The organism is Rhodococcus sp. NPDC079359, assembly GCF_040702585.1.
Taxonomy (GTDB): Bacteria; Actinomycetota; Actinomycetes; order Mycobacteriales; family Mycobacteriaceae; genus Rhodococcoides.
Genome location: NZ_JBFBLH010000020.1, coordinates 37,467 through 55,034, shown reverse-complemented (window position 1 = coordinate 55,034; position 17,568 = coordinate 37,467). Strand labels below are relative to the sequence as shown.

At 66.6% G+C, this 17,568-nt stretch carries 21 protein-coding genes; 12 read left to right on the top strand and 9 right to left on the bottom strand.

The window, feature by feature from the left end:
• A partial coding sequence (locus tag AB0362_RS26245; RefSeq protein WP_366236296.1) for a carboxyl transferase domain-containing protein occupies positions 1–629 on the bottom strand: 629 nt, incomplete at its 3' end.
• A gap of 96 nt (positions 630–725) precedes the next feature.
• Here AB0362_RS26245 and AB0362_RS26240 point away from each other — a divergent pair.
• From AB0362_RS26240 to AB0362_RS26225, 4 genes are read left to right on the top strand one after another with little or no spacing between them, the layout of a single operon-like run.
• On the top strand, positions 726–1,562 hold the full coding sequence (locus tag AB0362_RS26240) for a biotin--[acetyl-CoA-carboxylase] ligase (protein WP_149405436.1): 837 nt from the start codon (positions 726–728) through the stop codon (positions 1,560–1,562).
• 47 nt (positions 1,563–1,609) lie between these two features.
• Entirely contained in the window at positions 1,610–2,209 is a 600-nt protein-coding gene (locus AB0362_RS26235; RefSeq protein ID WP_094688946.1) for a PH domain-containing protein, read from the top strand.
• A gap of 39 nt (positions 2,210–2,248) precedes the next feature.
• Entirely contained in the window at positions 2,249–2,929 is a 681-nt protein-coding gene (locus tag AB0362_RS26230; protein WP_037190266.1) for a response regulator transcription factor, read from the top strand.
• 6 nt (positions 2,930–2,935) lie between these two features.
• On the top strand, positions 2,936–4,255 hold the full coding sequence (locus tag AB0362_RS26225) for a HAMP domain-containing sensor histidine kinase (RefSeq protein ID WP_317808774.1): 1,320 nt from the start codon (positions 2,936–2,938) through the stop codon (positions 4,253–4,255).
• Between the two features lie 21 nt (positions 4,256–4,276).
• On the opposite strand, the gene AB0362_RS26220 is transcribed toward AB0362_RS26225, so the two are convergent.
• Positions 4,277–4,837: a GtrA family protein gene (locus AB0362_RS26220; RefSeq protein ID WP_179272203.1), complete on the bottom strand. Its 561-nt coding sequence runs from the start codon at positions 4,835–4,837 to the stop codon at positions 4,277–4,279.
• Positions 4,838–4,983: 146 nt separating this feature from the next.
• Here AB0362_RS26220 and AB0362_RS26215 point away from each other — a divergent pair, with 146 nt between their 5' ends.
• From AB0362_RS26215 to AB0362_RS26205, 3 genes are read left to right on the top strand one after another with little or no spacing between them, the layout of a single operon-like run.
• Positions 4,984–6,237, top strand: a complete 1,254-nt coding sequence (locus AB0362_RS26215) for a 5-(carboxyamino)imidazole ribonucleotide synthase (protein WP_149405437.1) — start codon at positions 4,984–4,986, stop codon at positions 6,235–6,237.
• Positions 6,230–6,748, top strand: coding sequence for a 5-(carboxyamino)imidazole ribonucleotide mutase (purE, locus tag AB0362_RS26210; protein WP_317808775.1), 519 nt, complete (start codon positions 6,230–6,232; stop codon positions 6,746–6,748). Before AB0362_RS26215 ends, purE begins: the two co-directional genes overlap by 8 nt.
• Positions 6,745–7,134, top strand: a complete 390-nt coding sequence (locus AB0362_RS26205; protein ID WP_255183293.1) for a hypothetical protein — start codon at positions 6,745–6,747, stop codon at positions 7,132–7,134. Before purE ends, AB0362_RS26205 begins: the two co-directional genes overlap by 4 nt.
• Here AB0362_RS26205 and AB0362_RS26200 read toward each other — a convergent pair.
• The 3 genes from AB0362_RS26200 to AB0362_RS26190 are packed head-to-tail and all read right to left on the bottom strand — an operon-like array spanning position 7,122 to position 9,639.
• On the bottom strand, positions 7,122–7,862 hold the full coding sequence (locus AB0362_RS26200) for a TIGR03089 family protein (protein WP_149405439.1): 741 nt from the start codon (positions 7,860–7,862) through the stop codon (positions 7,122–7,124). The two genes, AB0362_RS26205 and AB0362_RS26200, sit on opposite strands and share 13 nt — an antisense overlap.
• 56 nt (positions 7,863–7,918) lie before the next feature.
• Complete coding sequence (locus tag AB0362_RS26195) at positions 7,919–9,343, bottom strand: LCP family protein (protein ID WP_149405440.1); 1,425 nt, start codon at positions 9,341–9,343, stop codon at positions 7,919–7,921.
• Complete coding sequence (locus tag AB0362_RS26190; RefSeq protein ID WP_149405441.1) at positions 9,316–9,639, bottom strand: hypothetical protein; 324 nt, start codon at positions 9,637–9,639, stop codon at positions 9,316–9,318. Before AB0362_RS26190 ends, AB0362_RS26195 begins: the two co-directional genes overlap by 28 nt.
• A gap of 161 nt (positions 9,640–9,800) precedes the next feature.
• Here AB0362_RS26190 and rfbD point away from each other — a divergent pair, with 161 nt between their 5' ends.
• From rfbD to AB0362_RS26175, 3 genes are read left to right on the top strand one after another with little or no spacing between them, the layout of a single operon-like run.
• The gene (gene rfbD, locus AB0362_RS26185) at positions 9,801–10,655 is read left to right on the top strand and encodes a dTDP-4-dehydrorhamnose reductase (protein ID WP_317808777.1); all 855 of its coding nucleotides are present in this window, start codon (positions 9,801–9,803) and stop codon (positions 10,653–10,655) included.
• A 34-nt stretch (positions 10,656–10,689) separates the two neighbouring features.
• Positions 10,690–11,601 carry a glycosyltransferase family 2 protein gene (locus AB0362_RS26180; protein WP_317808779.1) on the top strand — a complete coding sequence of 304 codons (912 nt, stop codon included), beginning with the start codon at positions 10,690–10,692 and terminating at the stop codon, positions 11,599–11,601.
• Positions 11,591–12,685: a sugar phosphate nucleotidyltransferase gene (locus AB0362_RS26175; protein ID WP_068045714.1), complete on the top strand. Its 1,095-nt coding sequence runs from the start codon at positions 11,591–11,593 to the stop codon at positions 12,683–12,685. The genes AB0362_RS26180 and AB0362_RS26175 overlap by 11 nt, the downstream gene beginning before the upstream one ends.
• 12 nt (positions 12,686–12,697) lie before the next feature.
• On the opposite strand, the gene AB0362_RS26170 is transcribed toward AB0362_RS26175, so the two are convergent.
• From AB0362_RS26170 to cofD, 3 genes are read right to left on the bottom strand one after another with little or no spacing between them, the layout of a single operon-like run.
• A complete protein-coding gene (locus AB0362_RS26170; protein WP_317808780.1) occupies positions 12,698–13,249 on the bottom strand; it encodes an NUDIX hydrolase in 552 nt (183 codons plus the stop codon).
• Position 13,250: 1 nt separating this feature from the next.
• The gene (locus AB0362_RS26165; RefSeq protein WP_317808782.1) at positions 13,251–14,630 is read right to left on the bottom strand and encodes a coenzyme F420-0:L-glutamate ligase; all 1,380 of its coding nucleotides are present in this window, start codon (positions 14,628–14,630) and stop codon (positions 13,251–13,253) included.
• Complete coding sequence (gene cofD, locus AB0362_RS26160; protein WP_317808784.1) at positions 14,627–15,601, bottom strand: 2-phospho-L-lactate transferase; 975 nt, start codon at positions 15,599–15,601, stop codon at positions 14,627–14,629. The genes AB0362_RS26165 and cofD overlap by 4 nt, the downstream gene beginning before the upstream one ends.
• Positions 15,602–16,327: 726 nt before the next feature.
• Between cofD and AB0362_RS26155 the strand changes: the two genes are divergently transcribed.
• Entirely contained in the window at positions 16,328–16,561 is a 234-nt protein-coding gene (locus AB0362_RS26155) for a WhiB family transcriptional regulator (RefSeq protein ID WP_027496498.1), read from the top strand.
• 42 nt (positions 16,562–16,603) lie between these two features.
• Here AB0362_RS26155 and AB0362_RS26150 read toward each other — a convergent pair whose 3' ends face one another.
• Complete coding sequence (locus tag AB0362_RS26150; protein ID WP_094642321.1) at positions 16,604–17,083, bottom strand: metallopeptidase family protein; 480 nt, start codon at positions 17,081–17,083, stop codon at positions 16,604–16,606.
• Between the two features lie 72 nt (positions 17,084–17,155).
• Between AB0362_RS26150 and AB0362_RS26145 the strand changes: the two genes are divergently transcribed.
• Positions 17,156–17,566 (top strand): DUF3499 domain-containing protein, encoded by a 411-nt coding sequence (locus tag AB0362_RS26145; RefSeq protein ID WP_176460497.1) that lies wholly within the window; start codon positions 17,156–17,158, stop codon positions 17,564–17,566.
• The last annotated feature ends 2 nt before the right edge of the window (positions 17,567–17,568 follow it).

Sequence of the window (17,568 nt, the reverse complement as noted above, 5' to 3'; positions counted from 1 at the left end):
ATCTGGGAGGTGCCGTCGACCATGACCACGAAGTCGGTCAGTGCCGGGGAGTAGACGTGCCCGCCGGCGGCGGGTCCCATGATCAGCGAGATCTGTGGGATGACTCCGGAGGCGCGGACGTTGCGGTGGAAGATCTCGCCGTACAACCCGAGGGAGACGACGCCTTCCTGGATGCGGGCTCCGGCGCCTTCGTTGATCCCGACCAGGGGGCGGCCGGTTTTGACGGCCAGGTCCATGACCTTGACGATCTTCTCGCCGTAGATTTCGCCCAGGGAGCCGCCGAAGACGGTTGCGTCCTGGGAGAACACGCACACATCGCGGCCGTCGACGGTGCCGTAGCCGGTGACGACACCGTCACCGAAGGGCCGGTTGTCCCCGAGCCCGAAGTTCTGGGAGCGGTGCCGGGCGAGGGCGTCGAGTTCGACGAACGAGCCCTCGTCGAGCAACGCGGTGATCCGTTCGCGGGCGGTGAGCTTGCCTTTGGCGTGGACCTTGTCCACCGCTGCCTCACCGGACGGAATCTCCGCAACCGCGAGACGTTTACGAAGATCGGCCAATTTACCCGCAGTGGTATGGATATCGGGGGCTTCGGCCGACCCGTGTGCAGTGGAATCCTGGACGCTGGTCATGGGGCACCACTTTAACTGCGAGTGTGATCTGCGCCCCGACCGAGGGTGGTTGCCGACAGGCCGTCGGCCTGTCGGCGAGCCCATATGCTGGTGCGCATGTGGACAAACCTCGATCGGCCACCACTGGACGTCCGCGCGCTTCGCCGGGCGCTGGTGGACGGCCCGCAGGCCTCGTGGTCCCGGCTGGACGTGGTGGCGGAGACCGGTTCGACCAATGCCGACCTGATCGCGGGGGTTGCCAACTACGCAGACCGGACGGCATTGATCGCCGAACACCAGGACAGCGGACGTGGCAGGCATGCAAGACCGTTCTCCGGCGCGCCTCGGTCGCAGATCCTCGTGTCGATGCTGCTGAAGTTCCCGGGAATCGATCCCGCCGTGCTCGGCTGGGTGTCGCTCATGACCGGAATCGCTCTCGTCGACGCGTTGCGCACCGTCGGTGAAGTGGATGCTCGGCTGAAATGGCCCAACGACGTCCTCATCGGAGGCAAGAAGGTCTCGGGCATCCTGGCCGAGGTCGCCGCGCACGGACCGTCGCCCACTGTCGTCATCGGGCTCGGGGTGAATGTGACGATGACCGTCGACGAGTTGCCGGTACCCACGGCGACGTCATTGGCGCTGGAGGGGGCCGCGGTTCTCGACCGCGACACGTTGGTTCGGGCGATTCTGCGGGGGATGGCCGCCGAGATCGACTCGTGGCGGGACTCGAACTGGAACACCGACGCCCTCGCCCACCGGTACCGGGACAGGTGCGGCACGATCGGGCAGCGTGTGCGAGTCGATCTGCCCGGTGGCGACGAGAAGGTCGGAACTGCGGTCGACGTCGACGAGCACGGCCGGATCGTGATCGAGGTCGAGCACCCCGGGTCCGATCACCCGTCGGTGCTGGCCGTGGCCGCCGGTGATGTCACTCATCTGCGACCTCTCGCGTGAGACCATATCGACTCGACGGAAGTCGTAGCGAGTAGTCAGGAGTGCACGTGGGTTATCCACAGGACGCGTTGGCAGACGAGGAAGAGCTCCTGCTTCATCATCACCCCCACTGGAAGATGCTCGTCCTGCCGTCGGTCACGTTCGTTCTCGTCACGGGCCTGGCAGGCGTCGGTCTGGGGGCCGCGAGTGCACGCCTCGACTCGACGGCAGCGAACGCCGCCATGATCGCCACAGCGGTGCTGTGGGCGGCGATCGTCGTGTGGCGGTGCCTGGTGCCGCTGATCAGCTGGAAGTGCACGCATTTCATCGTCACCGATCGACGAGTGTTGATCAGGCAAGGCGTGCTCACCCACTCCGGCATCGACATTCCGATGAGCCGAATCAGCAATGTGCAGTTTCGACACGGACTGATCGACCGGATGTTGCGGACCGGCACGCTGATCATCGCCTCGGCATCGGACGACCCACTCGAGTTCGACGACATTCCGCACGTACAACGCGTCCATTCGCTGCTCTACCAGCAAGTATTCGACTCGATGGAGTACCGTCGCGAACCCGTGCACGGCCGGGAAGCGGCGTTCGAGCCGACACCCGAGGATTCGGCCGGCGAGTCCAAGCCCGGTTGGCGAGCCGGTAAACGCAGGTAACACAGGCTGTTCTCACCTTCGAACCGTAGGGTGACCGATGTGACCGACGTGCTGCTTGCCGAAGACGACGAAGCCATTGCTGCACCCCTGTCCCGAGCTCTCGGGCGCGAGGGCTACACGGTGACCGTCGAACAGACCGGCCCTGCCACCCTTCAGCGTGCGCTGGACGGAAAATTCGACCTGTTGATACTCGACCTCGGCCTGCCGGGGATGGACGGCCTCGAAGTGTGTCGGCAGGTGCGTGCCAACCGATCCGAGGTTGCCGTACTCATGCTCACCGCACGCACCGACGAGGTCGACTTCGTGGTCGGCCTCGACGCCGGGGCCGACGACTACGTCGGTAAGCCCTTCCGCCTCGCCGAGCTCATGGCCCGCGTACGTGCGTTGCTCCGCCGCCGTGGTGCCGGGGAGGATTCCCCGATCGAGGTCGGCGCTATCCGTCTCGAACCCGCTGCCCGACGCGTCCTGGTCGGTGGCACCGAGATATCTCTCGCCAACAAGGAATACGAGCTGCTCAAGGTCCTGCTCGACCATGCGGGCCAGGTCGTCTCTCGCGAAGTGATCCTGCGTGAGGTCTGGGGCGATGCAGAGTTGCGCGGATCGAAGACTCTGGACATGCACATGTCCTGGCTGCGTCGCAAGATCGGCGACGAAGGGCCGGTGGCCGAGCGTCGCATCGCCACGGTGCGCGGCGTCGGCTTCCGCATCAACAGCGACTAGCGGTCGATGCGGCGTCGAATTCTGGTCTCGATTCTCGCCGTCGTCGTCATGACGGCGTTGCTGCTCGGTTTGCCCCTGATGTACACCGCGTGGTTGTGGGTGGAGGATTTCACCCGCAACGACCTGCAGGCACGCCTGGATCGAATGGCGGCGGAGATCATCTCGCAGGAAGGGTCTGCGGGGCTGATCGAGGGGCAACTCGACATCGGCTCGCTTCGGTTGGCGATCCCGCAGGGCGGCCGGCTCGTGGTCATCTATCCGACTCCGGAGGATGCAGCCTCGCGCGCGGACATCGGGCAGTCGTCCGTGCCTCGCCCGCTGGTGGAATCGCTGTCGATGGGTACCTCGGGTTCGCTTCGCCTGGAAGTGCCGTCCGACGACATGCGGTCCCTTCAGCGCCAAGCGCTGGGAGCGGTGACTCTCGTCGTGCTCGCATCTGCGATGGCAGGCACCGTCGTGGCCGTCGTGACGGCCAAGCGCTTGGCCGACCCGCTGCAGGATGTGGCGCGGCGAGCTGCTCGCCTGGCCGAGGGCGACTTCAGGCCGGATCCACGACGGCACGGCATCGCCGAACTCGATCGGGTCTCGGAGGTTCTGGACTCGGCCACCGTCGAGATCGCCGGACGGTTGCAGCGTGAACACACGTTGGTTGCCGATGTCTCGCATCAGCTTCGCAGTCGCCTGACCGCTGTCCGTCTACGCCTGGACGAAATTTCCACACACCCGGACCCGGCGGTGGTCGACGAGGCCAACGAGGCGATGGACCAGGTGGATCGGCTGACCCTTGCCATCGACGAGCTCGTTCGATCCTCTCGTAGTGACGGCGCGGCCGACGCGCACGAGGTCTCGGTCGTCGAGGAACTGACAGGAACCATCGTCGAATGGCAGCGAAACTTCGAGGACGTGGGTCGGACCCTGGCGATCAAGGGCGACGCGGATCTGAAGGCCTCGGTGACCGGATCGCGCTTGCGCGAAGCGGTCTCGGTGCTGATCGACAATTCCCTGGTGCACGGAGAGGGAGCGTGCACGGTGGCGGTTCGAGCCGTCTCGGCCGTGGAGAGCACCGAGGGACGCCGCGAAAGACTGGTCTGCGTCGAGGTCTCGGACGAGGGGCCAGGGGTGAACAACGAACTTGCTCCGCACATCTTCGACCGCGGATTCTCGGGAGCCGGTTCCACCGGTGTCGGGCTCGCACTGGCCCGGGCGCTGATCGAGGCGGACGGCGGACGTCTGGAACTGCAGCGACGCCGCCCGGCACTCTTCTCGGTGTTCCTGCCTGCGTGGCGGGAACCGTCGCCTACCGTGCCTCGGCGCGAACCGCGCTGAGCATCTCAGCGTTGGTGCATCTCAGGGTTGGTCGAGTGCGTCCGCTGCGTCGGTCGGATCCTCGTTGCGTTCGGCGTCCACTTCCAGGATCGTGCGCGCGTTGTCCTCGGGGAAAGCGAAGCGGCGTAGTGCCCAGAACCGGAATGCCATCTGCAACAGGTTGCCGATGATGTAGTTGAGGACGAAGTCGATGATGACCACGGTCGTCAGGGATTCGCTGGTATCGCGGATGTCGAAGACGTTGTTCGCGATCCACAGCGGACCGGCTGCGATGAGCACACCGATACCGCTGATCGCGAAGAAGAGCAGTGCCTCGTGGTGCCGCTCGCGTCCGCCGCGGTGTTTGAAGGCCCACTCACGGTTGAGGAAGTAGCTGAGCAGGGTGGCGAGGACACCCGAGATGATCTTGGCGATCACCGGCTTCTGCTCGAGCACCGTCAGGCTGAGCGAATAGAAGATGACGAGGTCGAAGACCATCGTCGTGCCACCCACGATGGCGAACTTGATCAGCTCACTGTGCCGAATCGCGAGGTCCCGAAGGGGCGTGGGTAAGCGCTGGAGCACGCTTGCGATCGTCGGCACAACGGTGAAGTCTACGAAACACATTCCGGTTCCGCCGAACCGAGGCTCCGATCATCAGGGTTTCCACAGGTCCTCGCCGAGTCCGCCGTCTCGAGTGAGCCTGCCGGTTCGGACCGAATGCGTGCGACATGACACCATGGTGAGCCGTGACAGGTACCGAACCGCGCCCCACTGCTGCGCGCCCGTCGTCGACCGGAATGCCCGTGGTGACGATGATCGGCGGCGGTCAGCTCGCCCGCATGACTCACCAGTCCGCGATCGAACTCGGACAGACCCTTCGTGTTCTCGCCGCCGGTGCCGACGAGCCTGCAGCTCAGGTCAGCCCCGACGTCGTCTTCGGCCACCACGACGACCTCGATGCGCTGCGCACTGCCGCGACCGGTTCCAATGCGCTCACCTTCGACCACGAGCACGTGCCCACCGCGCACCTGGAGACTCTCGTGGCAGAAGGGGTCAACGTACAACCGCCGCCGAGCGCGTTGATCTTCGCCCAGGACAAATTGCGCATGCGTCGCAAGCTCGCCGAACTGGGCGCGCCCGGTCCCGCCTACGCGGAGGTCTCGTGGGCGCAGGACGCGATCGCGTTCGGCGACGAGCACGGCTGGCCGGTGGTGCTCAAGGCAGTGCGCGGCGGCTACGACGGGCGTGGAGTGTGGATGCCCGCCGACGCCGAGGAAGCCGAGGAGATCGTCACCGCACAACTCGACCTGGGTGTACCGCTCATGGTGGAGGAGAAGGTGGCCATGCGCCGTGAGCTGTCGGCGATGGTGGCACGATCACCGTTCGGCCAGGGAGCCGCGTGGCCCGTGGTGCAGACAGTGCAGCGCAACGGCCAGTGCGCGGTGGTGCTGGCACCGGCTCCCGACCTCGACGAGGACGTGGCCACGTTCGCAGGCAGGCTTGCCCTCGACATCGCAGGTGCGCTGGGCGTGGTCGGAGACCTCGCGGTCGAACTGTTCGAGACCACCTCCGGCAAGCTCCTGGTCAACGAACTGGCCATGCGACCCCACAACTCCGGTCACTGGACCATGGACGGGTGCCGTACCTCGCAGTTCGAGCAGCACCTACGTGCAGTACTGGACTACCCGCTCGGTGACACCGATCCACTCGCTCCGCTGACGGTCATGACCAACATTCTGGGCGCGCCGCAGGCCCCCGAGATGACGATGGACGAGCGGCTGCATCACCTGTTCGCCCGCATGCCCGACGCGAAGGTGCATCTGTACGGCAAGGGCGAGCGCAAGGATCGCAAGATCGGACACGTGAACATCCTGGGCGCGCAGTCGGGTTCGCTCGCCGACCCCGCCTACGTGGCCTCGGTGCGCGAGCGAGCCGAGCGCGCAGCGCACTGGATGTCGCACGCCGAATGGACCGACGGATGGGACCCGCACGATGACTGACAACACGATCGACTCAGGCCCTGCAGTCGGCCTGATCATGGGCAGCGACTCCGACTGGCCGACGATGGAAGCCGCGGCAGAAGCGCTCGCGGAGTTCGGAATTCGCTTCGAGGTAGGCGTCGTATCCGCGCACCGCACCCCGCAGCGCATGCTCGACTACGCCCGCGAGGCCGCAGGCCGCGGGATCCGCGTCATCATCGCCGGGGCCGGGGGAGCGGCCCACCTGCCCGGCATGGTCGCGTCGGCGACGCCGTTGCCGGTCATCGGAGTGCCGGTGCCGCTGAAGTACCTCGACGGTATGGACTCTCTGCTCTCGATCGTTCAGATGCCCGCCGGAGTCCCTGTGGCCACGGTCTCAATCGGTGGTGCACGCAACGCAGGGTTGCTCGCGGTCCGGATTCTCGGTGCGTCCGATCCGGCTCTGCAAGAACGGATTTCCGCGTTCCAGGCCTCACTCGAGGCCATGGTGCTCGAGAAGGACAAAGCTCTGCGCACCGCTCTGCTCGGGTGAGCGCAGCCGTGTCACGGAGCGAGCAGATCAGGCGCGCCGGTCGCGGTAGTCGGCAGTCCATGCTGGTGACGCGGCTGGCGCTGTTCTATGCCCGACTCTGGCGCGGTACGGCGCGTTTCGACGACGAATTCTCCCTGTTCGTGTGCACCGGTCTGCGTGGCGGATTCGGCCGCGGCGGAACGACATTCGGCGGTGCCTACCTGACGAAGGGCAACACCGCCCGTCGGGTACTGCGACACGAGGCCGTACATGCAGACCAATGGGCGAACTTCGGGCTCACCTTCCCGTTTCGCTACCTCGCCGAAGAAGCGCGACATAGGGGCCCGGCGAACAAGTACGAGATCGAGGCCGGACTCGCCGACGGCGGCTACCGTCAGCCCGGCTGACCAAAAGTGCCGGTGACCTTCTCGGTCTCGGCGCGCCGCTGCGACTTACCCTCGTCCGGATGTGCCACCTGAACCAGTGACGCCCCCACGACGAGTACCGAGAGCAGACCGTCGATCAGCTCGTCGGCTGTGGTCCAGGACGCGCTGGACATGACCCGGTCCGAGGCCGTCCAGGACCGTGTGTCGGCTCGCTCACGAGCGGCGGCGAGAACCTCGTCCACCGAACGCCCGTCCAGCGCCGCGGCTGCGATCTCGGAACCCGCGCTCCCGGAACCCGCGACCCTGAACTGATCGCCGTGCACCCGCACCGACGTCGCGTAATCGGTCATCCCGATCGGCAGATCGGGGACCGCCTTGCCGAAGGCGTCGAGCGAGAACGCCAGCACTTCTTCTGTGTCGGGAGCCTCGTCGAGCCGATCACCCGACACCATCGCGACGTCCGCGGAGTCGTCGGCCCCGAGGATCACCTCGCCGCCTGCCCACCAGATTCCCAGCAGCGCCGCGGCCGTCTGCCAGTGCGCCGGCAACAGCACACTCACCCTGCCACCCACCTCGAAGCCGAACTCGTCGCGCAACAGATTGGCGGTCTTGGCCGCCCAGTTCGCGAGGGTCACCGCCGACACCTCGACCCGCTCACCGGTCGCATCGTCGTAGAACGTGATGCGCGGACCGGCCGGATCGGCGGCGAGAATCGGGTCGAGCAGGGTCTGAGTCAGATTCGAAGCCACCCCACGACCCTAGATGACGCTCGACGACTCCGATTCACACAGTGAGCGAACGCCGATCAGTTGACGCACATCGGGCCGACGGAACCGGCGTCGATCGGAGCAGCCGGTGCCTCGGGAACCGCCGTACCCGACTCGGGAGCAACGGTTTCCGCCGTCGCAGCCTGACCCGAGCCCGGCCCCGCGTAGTCGTTCGCGAGGACCACCCGAACGGTATCTGCCGACAGCGAGTCGTCCGCGGTGATCTGCAGTCCGCCGAGCGCTGCCGAGACGGCGCGTGCGGCATCACTGTCCACATCGGCAGCCTGGATGCGGCTCGCCGAGATCGACGCGCCCTCGTAATTTCCGATGGTGCCGTCGACGTACCCCAACGCTGTCAACGAACCGGCGACACCGTTGGCGAGCCCGTCGATACCGCTGTCATTCGCGACATCGACGGTCACCGTCGACGGATCGACAGCCGGTGCGTCCGAATCCTCGGCGTTGGCCTCCGCCGAATTACCGTCGGCGAGCAGGCCTGCGACGTACTTCTTCACCGCAGCGGGATCGACCTGCACGATCGATTCGCCGTAGTCGGTGGTCGCATTGATGTCCACTGCGGGGATTGTCTCGAACTTGACCTTGCCGCCGGCGAGATCCTGCAGGCGCGTGGCGAACTGCAGAATGTCCCAGTCGGAATCGAGAGTCACCGATCGCTGCACCGCGGTGCTGAGTTGGCCCAGTTTGCCAGGGTTGCTCAGCGTCTTGGCGCTGAGCACACTCCGCACGAGCGAGGCCATGAACACCTGCTGGCGCACGATGCGGTCCAGATCTCCGCGCGGAAGATCGTGCCGCTGTCGGACGAAACTCAGAGCCTGCGAACCGGAGAGATTCTGCTCGCCCGCGGGGAAGTTCGCACCCGACAGTGGTTCTTGCACAGGGTTGTTCAGGCACACCTCGACACCGCCGACGGCGTCGGTCAGCAGCACGAAGCCGAGCAAGCCCACCTCGGCATAGTGATCGACGGTGATGCCGGTGAGGTTGGCGACGGAATCGATGAGGGCCTCTCGGCCGGCCTCGGTGGCCTGGGATTCGGCATCGGCGTCCGTCACCCCTTGCTCGACCAATTCGAGTCGCTTGTTCTCCTTGGTCGCGCCGTACGCGGCGTTGATCTTGGACATGCCGATGCCGGGTACCTCGACGTACGAGTCTCGCGGGATGGAAATCGCGGTGGCCGACGAACCGTCGTTCGGAACGCGGATCAGCACGATCGTGTCGGTGTTGGACGCCACCTCTTCGCCGGCGTTGAGGGACGCGAGTTCTGCGGGGGACAACGCATTGCCGTGAGCATCGGTACGACTGTCCGTGCCGACCATCAGAATGTCGACGGCACCGTCGGCGGCTCCGCCGAGACCGAGACCACCCGCGGTGGCGATATTGGAGCGCAGGCTGTCGACACTGCGCCACGCGAAACCGGTCACCAGCAGGACCAGGATCGAGAGCACTGCGACCGCGACGTGGGTTGCAGGCCATCGGGTACTGCCGACGCGAGGGCCCCTGCCGCCGGATCCGGGTCGCTCGACGCCACCGCGAGGGCTTCGCCGATCGGGACGACGCGATCTGGTCGCGCGTTCGCCGGGAGCACCATGTCTGCGTTCTCCGGTGCGGCGTTCTCCGCGGTGTTCGTCGTCGACGTATCGGTGGGCGGCGCCCTCGCGCTCGCTGGAGCGTCCCGAGGTGCGCGCTCGGGGATCGTCGGATCGCCGGGGAGCGCTCCGCCTCGGCGGGGGAGTGCGCTCACCTCCGGGCGTGCCTGGATCTCGTGGCACCGTGACGACCCTCTCTCGTTTCCGGCCGGCCTGAAACCTGCCTACTTCGTTGTTCTCCCCCCGCCGTTCGAAGGTTACTTGTCACCGGTCGCTGCCTCGCCGAAGCGAACGCGGCGTGCCACACTTGGCAACCGTGAATGCGATCGTGGTGACCGGTGCACACGGCCAGTTGGGCCGCCGAGTGATGTCTCTGGCCGCCGAACGAGGTGACGGAGTCGAGGTGTTCGGATTTTCGTCCGCCGACCTGGACATCACCGACCCCGACGCCGTGAACGCCGCGGTGAGCGCGGGGGCGACGGTGATCAACTGCGCTGCCTACACCGCCGTCGATGCCGCCGAGACCGACGAGGACCGGGCGTCGGCGGTCAACGCGGACGGCCCTCGAAATCTCGCGCGCGCCTGCGGGCGTGTCGGAGCCCGGTTGATCCACGTCTCCACCGATTATGTGTTCGACGGCACAGCAACCGAACCGTACGAGGTCGATGCGAAGACCGCACCGCAGTCGGCGTACGGACGCACCAAGCTCGCAGGCGAGCTCGCGGTGCACGAGGAGCTGCCCGAGGCCGTGGTCGTGCGGACCGCCTGGGTGTACGACAACACGGGCAAGAATTTCGTGACCACGATGCGCCGACTCGAAGGCGAGCGCGAAACGATCCCCGTGGTGAACGATCAGATCGGTTCGCCCACGTTCGCCCTGGATCTGGCGTCGGGGCTGCTCGAGATCGAAGCCGACCCTGCTGTGCGCGGACGAACGCTGCACTTCACCAATGCGGGGCAGGCCAGCTGGTTCGACCTCGCACGCGCGGTGTTCGCGGGGATCGGTGCCGATCCCGAGCGAGTCGAGCCGTGTTCGAGCGCCGAATACGTGGTTCCGGCCCCTCGGCCCGCGTACTCGGTGCTCTCACCGACCGCGTGGGTCGATGCCGGCCTGACCCCGGCGCGGCCGTGGTCGGATGCGTTGACAGCAGCCTTGACGCAGTCGACATGAGGGTTCGACGCGAGATCGGGCTAGTCTTGCCCGCGTGAGTTCCGAGCTGGCCGTGGTGACGGTGACCTATTCACCCGGCGAATACCTTGACCAGTTCCTGACGTCTCTACGTGAGGCGACGACGCGGCCCCTTCGGGTGATCATGGCGGACAACGGCTCGGTCGACGGCGCGCCCGAGGCAGCCGAGGTCGCGTTCGAGGAGGCCGAGTTGCTGCGAACCGGCGCGAACATCGGCTACGGCGCAGCGGTCAATCGCGCGGTGGCCGAGATCGACCCCGACGTCGAGTTCGTCGTCGTGGCCAATCCGGACGTGCGGTGGCATCCCGGATCGCTCGACGGTCTGCTCGACGCAGCGGCGCGGTGGCCACGGGCGGGTGCCCTCGGACCGCTCATTCGCGAGCCGGACGGCTCGCGGTACCCGTCGGCACGGTCGGTACCCGATCTCACGTCCGGTGCGGGCCACGCGGTGCTCGGCAAGCTATGGCCGACGAACCCGTGGACTCGGCGGTATCGCCAGGAGAACGAGACCGTCAGCGAGAGGCCGGTGGGGTGGCTGTCGGGATCCTGTCTGCTGCTGCGGCGTTCGGCGTTCGATTCCATCGGCGGATTCGACTCGCGCTACTTCATGTACATGGAGGACGTGGATCTCGGCGACCGGCTGAGCAGAGCGGGCTGGCACAACGTCTACGTTCCCGACGTCGAGGTGACCCACTCGAAAGGCCATGCGGCAGGACGGCATCCGGAAGTGATGTTGCCCGCACATCACACCAGTGCGTACCGCTTCCAGGCCGATCGACACGACCGAACGTGGCAGGCTCCCTTACGATGGGCCCTGCGTGGCGGTCTCGGTCTTCGTTCGAAGATCGTTGTGGCCTCGGCGCTTCGGGCGCGAGCAGTTGACGGACGAGAATCGGACGAGAGAACAGAGGCTGGACATGCCGGATAGTCCCACATCGGTCGCCGCACGTACCGACGCAGTCATCCTGGTCGGCGGCAAGGGAACTCGGCTCCGGCCGCTGACACTCTCGGCACCCAAGCCGATGCTCCCCACCGCAGGGCTGCCGTTCCTCACGCACCTGCTGGCGCGCATCAAGGCCGCGGGTATCGAGCACGTCGTCCTCGGAACGTCGTTCAAAGCCGAAGTGTTCGAGCAGCATTTCGGGGACGGGTCCTCGATGGGCATCGACCTCGAGTACGTCTTCGAGACCGAGCCGCTGGGTACCGGTGGCGGCATCAGGAACGTACTTCCGCGCCTGCGCGCGGACAACGTCATGGTCTTCAACGGCGACGTCCTCGGCGGTACCGATCTGACCGCGGTCCTCGATACGCACCGGAACACCGATGCCGATGTCACGTTGCACCTGGTTCGTGTCGGCGACCCGCGCGCGTTCGGCTGCGTGCCGACCGACGAATCCGGCCGAGTGACAGCGTTTCTCGAAAAGACGCAGGATCCGCCGACCGATCAGATCAACGCCGGGTGCTACGTCTTCAAGCGCGAGATCATCGAGTCCATTCCGGCCGGCCGGCCGGTGTCGGTGGAGCGAGAAGTGTTCCCGGCCTTGCTCGCCGAGGGCAAGAAGGTCTACGGACACGTCGACAGTGCGTACTGGCGCGACATGGGAACACCCGAGGACTTCGTCAAGGGCTCGGCCGATCTGGTTCGCGGTATCGCGCCGTCGCCTGCGCTGCACGGGGACCGCGGCGAATCGCTTGTACATCCGAGCGCGGGAGTGGCACCGGGCGCACTGCTGATCGGTGGAACCGTCGTCGGACGCGGCGCCGAGATCGGAGCGGGTGCCCGCCTCGACGGAGCCGTCGTGTTCGACGGTGCCGTCGTCGAGGCAGGTGCCGTCGTCGAGCGATCGATTCTCGGCTTCGGCGCTCGTATCGGACCCCGTGCACTGGTGCGCGACGCGGTCATCGGCGACGGTGCCGACATCGGGGCCCGCTGCGAGTTGCTCCGCGGAGCGCGCGTGTGGCCCGGCGTCAAGTTGCCCGACGGTGGAGTCCGCTTCTCCACCGACGTCTGACCCAGGCGGTCCCTACCGACGACGCGCGGCGAGCGAGACGAGGTGGTCGATCGTCTCGCGCTCCGCGTCGTCGGGCAGAGCATCGACCGGCCACCAGCGCAGATCCGTCGATTCCTCGCTGCGGACTGCTCGCGCTCCGTCCGGGGCCCGGACCAGGAACCTCAGGTCGAGGTGCCGCGTCGGCTTACCGAGCGAGCAGGTGATCGGATGAGTGTGCGCGGAGAGCATGATCGGGTCGACCGTCAGATCGGCGATCCCGGATTCCTCGGTGGCCTCCCGTAGCGCTGCGTCGACAACCGTCTCGTCCGACGGTTCGCAGTGGCCGCCGAGTTGGATCCACCGACCGACCTTCGGATGCAGGGTCAGCAGCACATGGGTACCCGACGTGTCGAGCACCAACGAGGACGCGGTGAAATGGCCGGCCTCGTTGGCCCGCAGGCAGGCGTCCGGGTTGCTGTCGAGAAACGCCAGCATCGTGTGCCGCAGCGATTCGTCGTTCGAATCGGACGGTGCCCATCGATCGAGCGATGCTCCGACCGAACGCCACAGTGTCGACGCCGACACGTCAGAGCTCCACCAGTGACGACCCGGGAACCACGGGATCCCGGACGGTCAGCGATTCGCTGGGATGCCCGATTGCGATGGCTCCCATGGCTTTCCAATCCGCGCGCAGGCCGAGTTCGGCGCGCACGGTATCGGCGGCGAAGATGGTGGAACCGATCCAGCAGCTGCCGAGTTCACGCACCGCGAGGGCGACGAGCAACCCCTGCACGGCCGCACCGACAGCCACGGTGAACATCGTGTCCTCCGCGGTTCGACGCTTCTCGTCGGGGTACGAGTGCGCGCCGTCGGGCACGCAGAACGGGATCACGATTTCCGGGGCGTCGAACAAGATGTCGCCGCGGCTCAGTCTCGCGGCGATCCGCTCCTCGCTCAGCCCGTCGCCGGCCAGGTCGGCTCGCCATTGCTCCCGCATCGTCTCGAGCAGTCGACGCCGGACAGCAGGGGTTCTGACCCAGACGAATCGAACCGGACGGGTGTGGTGCGGGGCCGGGGCGGTGAGTGCATCGGCAACGGCCGCTCGAACGGCGTCGGGATCGACCGGTTCGTCGGTGAACGACCGCACCGAGCGTCGGCGCAGCAGCGCCTCGCGTCGACCGCGATCGAGTGCCTCGGCGGTACCGAGCCAGAACAAGTCGTCCTCGCCGCCGCGCAGAAGCGTCGCCGCGGTGGAACCGTCGTCGACGGGGGTCAGTCCGCGCACGACCGCGATCGGAACTCCGCCGAGCTTTCCCTTCACCAGATCGCCTGCGGCCGCGAGCTCGTCGGCGATCGCGACCTCGGTGACGACGAGCTCGTTTCCCTGACCGTCCTCGGCTCCGGCATACGCATGTACGACGCCCAGGCCCGCCGCACCGATGGCGGCGTCGGTCTGGCCGATCCGCCACGCCCGTCCCATCGTGTCGGTGACGACCACGGCGACCGTCACCCCCAGTAGCGCGCCGAGCGCAGTGCGGAGCGCGGCGGCACTGGCGTCGGGGTTCTCGGGCAGCAGCGCCAGTTCGCCTCCGTCGACGTTGGAGCCGTCGATTCCCGACGCGGCCTGCACGATGCCGAGTCGGTTCTCGGTGATGAGGGTTCGGCCCTTGCGTGCGACGATGCGCACGGCTTCCTGTTCCACGAGGACTCTGCGGGCGGCATCTCGCTCGTCCGCATCGCGAGGTGCCTGCACAAGACGGCCCTCGACCTTCGAGATGATCTTGCTGGTGACGATCAGGATGTCTCCGTCACGCAACCACGGCGCTCGGTCCGCAACGGTCGCGGCCAGATCGTCGCCCGGCCGGAACTCGGGGAGGCCGGTCACCGGCAGTATCTCGATCGAGCCGCCCGGAGCGTGATCCTCGGGTGCCGACCGGAGCGAATCGGTATCGCGAGTGTCGGTCACAGGTCGAGTCCGGCTGCGCGCAGAGCGGTTCGGGCCATGACCGCTGTGGTCTCGGGGTCGGTCATCAGCAACGGAACCGACTGCACGTCCACCCCGTCGACGACCGCCGTATCGGTGGTGTGCACCAGCCATGCGTCGAGAATGCCCGTACCGCTTCGGCTTCCGTAGTGACGGCCCACCGCCTGCGCCGTGGTCTCCACTCCGATGACGGACAGGCACTCGTCGGCCATGCCGCGCAACGGCTTACCGTCGACGACGGGGGAGAGGCCGACCACCTTGGCGGTCGTCGTGCGAAGCGCCCCGCGGATACCCGGTACTGCGAGGATCGCACCGACGCTCACCACCGGGTTGGACGGAGCGAGGACGACGGCGTCGGCCTCGGCGATCGCTTCGACGACTCCCGGTGCCGGAGTTGCCTGTTCGGCTCCGATGTTGGCGAAGCTGTGGGTCGGGATCTGCGCGCGGTACCGAACCCACCACTCCTGGAAGTGAATTGCGCGCTGCTGCTCCCCGGCCGGGTCGTCCGGATCGGTGACGACGACGTGGGTCTCGGAGCGGTCGTCGGTGACGGGCAGGAGCCGAACTCCGGGTTGCCAACGGTTGCACAGCGCTTCGGTGACGGCGGACAGCGGAAAGCCGGTGCGCAGCATACGACTGCGGATCAGGTGTGTGGCGATGTCACGGTCGCCGAGTCCGAACCAGTCGGGATCGGCACCGTAGGCCGCCAACTCGTCCCGAGCGTTCCAGGTCTCCGCGATGCGCCCCCAGCCTCGCTCGGTGTCGATTCCTCCGCCGAGGGTGTACATGCACGTGTCGAGATCCGGGCAGATGCGAAGACCGTGCATCCACACGTCGTCACCGACGTTGACCACGGCGGTGATCTCGTGCTCGGGCTCGTCGCCGAACAAGGTTTTCAGACCCTGCAGAAACCGAGCGCCACCGACGCCACCGACCAGAACAGTAACTTTCACAACACGCGAGCCTAATGGGGTTGCGGTGGTGCGGGGTGAGCGCCCACCCGTGGGCCGACGTCCGCGGGGACCGTTTGTGACCGGGAGAACCGATGCGACACGCACGGGACGGGCTTCGATCCGGGGAGAGCGCCGATTTCGGGCATGTGATGGTATTGGATTTGTGCGATCGGCTTGACCGCGACACACCTGGACGTGTCTAATCACAGGTATGTCATTCGGTGTTCGCAACACGAGTTCGATTGCAGCGAACCTGGTTTCGAACACTCGTTCCCTTCCTGTTCGTCCCTGACTGGACGTCGAGTAGAGGTCGAGAGTCGGATCGGCACGTTGGACCAGCTCGATCGAATACCGGCGCGGGGCAAGGTATTCGAGAACACGAGGACCGAAAGTATCTGCGCTACCACAGGTGAGGAGGCGGAAGCGATGTATGACCAGCACGTGACACGTGATCAGCGGGGCGGACCCACTGCACATCTCAGCGCTGTCGACGACGCGCCGCAAACCGAGTCCGGCATAGGCGCAGATTCGAGCGTCTCGATCGACGCGGGTTCTGCGTACGTCGGCCGAACGGACGAGTCCGACAACGACGTCGATGTCGTCGACGCCGAACTGGACTCGGACTCCGACACAGAACTCGGTTCCGACGTCGACTCGATGCCGTTCGTCGCCGAGTCGGTTCCCCCGGCCAAGCCGTTCCTCAGTCTCGTCGCGGGTTTCGACGAGATGTTCGAGGAGATCGAGGATCAGTGGCAGGAGCGCGCTCTGTGTGCGCAGACCGATCCCGAGGCCTTCTTCCCGGAGAAGGGTGGCTCCACCCGCGAGGCGAAGCGCATCTGCCTCGGCTGTGAGGTCAAGGACGAGTGCCTCGAGTACGCGCTCGCCAACGACGAGCGGTTCGGTATCTGGGGCGGGTTGTCCGAGCGCGAGCGTCGCAGGCTCAAGCGCGGAATCGGCTGAGCGGTTTCGTTCGGTCTCGGTGATCGGAACCGCACGGATCGTTCATACCCCGGCCGGGTCGACCTCGTCGGGGTCGATGCCGAGGTACGTGGCCACTTGCTCCACGAGAACCTCGAACAACAGGTCTTCCAAGTCCTCCGGGTGCTTCGCCCGCCGCTCGAGCGGCCGCCGGAACAGCACCACCCTGGCGCGTGTCGTCTCTCCGCGCTTGTCGATGCCTGCTGGTACCAGTCGCGAGAGCGGGACCGGACCCTCTGCCACCACCTCGGGTGGCCACGTCACCGATTCCGGGTCCAACGCCCTGATCTTGGGTACCTCGTCCACGGCGATGTCGAGCTTCGAGAGCTTCTCGTGCCATCGATGATCGATCCGCGCGAACGCTTCGAGCACCAGCCGGTCGAACTTCTCCGCTCGTGAGCGCCTGGCCGGGATGTCCTCGGGCAGAACCGGTCCGCGGACGCCGCGTCCGTGCCGGGCCACGGACCGAGAGGTGATCCTGCGCGCGGATGAGAATCGAGGCATAGGGGGAGGTTATCGCGCTCGTCCGGTGTGTCGGTCGTTCGGTCGGTTGCACCCACCGGATACTCTGCACTCGTGAGATCACTGCGTGGCTGCTGCAGGCCTGGTTGCAACCGTTCTGCCGTTGCGACGCTCACATACGTCTACTCCGATTCCACCGCGGTCGTCGGGCCGCTGGCCACAGTCGACGAACCGCATTCCTGGGATCTGTGCGAGGTACATGCGTCGACCACCACCGCTCCCAAGGGCTGGGAACTGGTGCGTTACGAAGGCGGCTACTCGACGTCGAGCCCCGACGAGGACGACCTGACGGCTCTGGCCGAGGCCGTCCGCGAGGCCGGCCGCGGCGATCGCGTCCGGTCCGAGGACCGCGAGAGCTCCGACCGCTCGAGCTCACGGCCGTCCGACACCGAACGCCGATCCGCTCCGGCCGTCCGAACGGGCAGGCGCGGGCACCTTCGAGTTCTTCCCGACCCCACGTCCTGAGC

Coding starts and splice junctions, on each gene's coding strand:
- AB0362_RS26155 (WP_027496498.1), top strand. CDS start 16,328: ATGTTCGAGGAGATCGAGGATCAGTGGCAGGAGCGCGCTCTGTGTGCG.
- AB0362_RS26150 (WP_094642321.1), bottom strand. CDS start 17,083: ATGCCTCGATTCTCATCCGCGCGCAGGATCACCTCTCGGTCCGTGGCC.
- AB0362_RS26175 (WP_068045714.1), top strand. CDS start 11,591: ATGCCGGATAGTCCCACATCGGTCGCCGCACGTACCGACGCAGTCATC.
- AB0362_RS26240 (WP_149405436.1), top strand. CDS start 726: ATGTGGACAAACCTCGATCGGCCACCACTGGACGTCCGCGCGCTTCGC.
- purE (WP_317808775.1), top strand. CDS start 6,230: ATGACTGACAACACGATCGACTCAGGCCCTGCAGTCGGCCTGATCATG.
- AB0362_RS26225 (WP_317808774.1), top strand. CDS start 2,936: ATGCGGCGTCGAATTCTGGTCTCGATTCTCGCCGTCGTCGTCATGACG.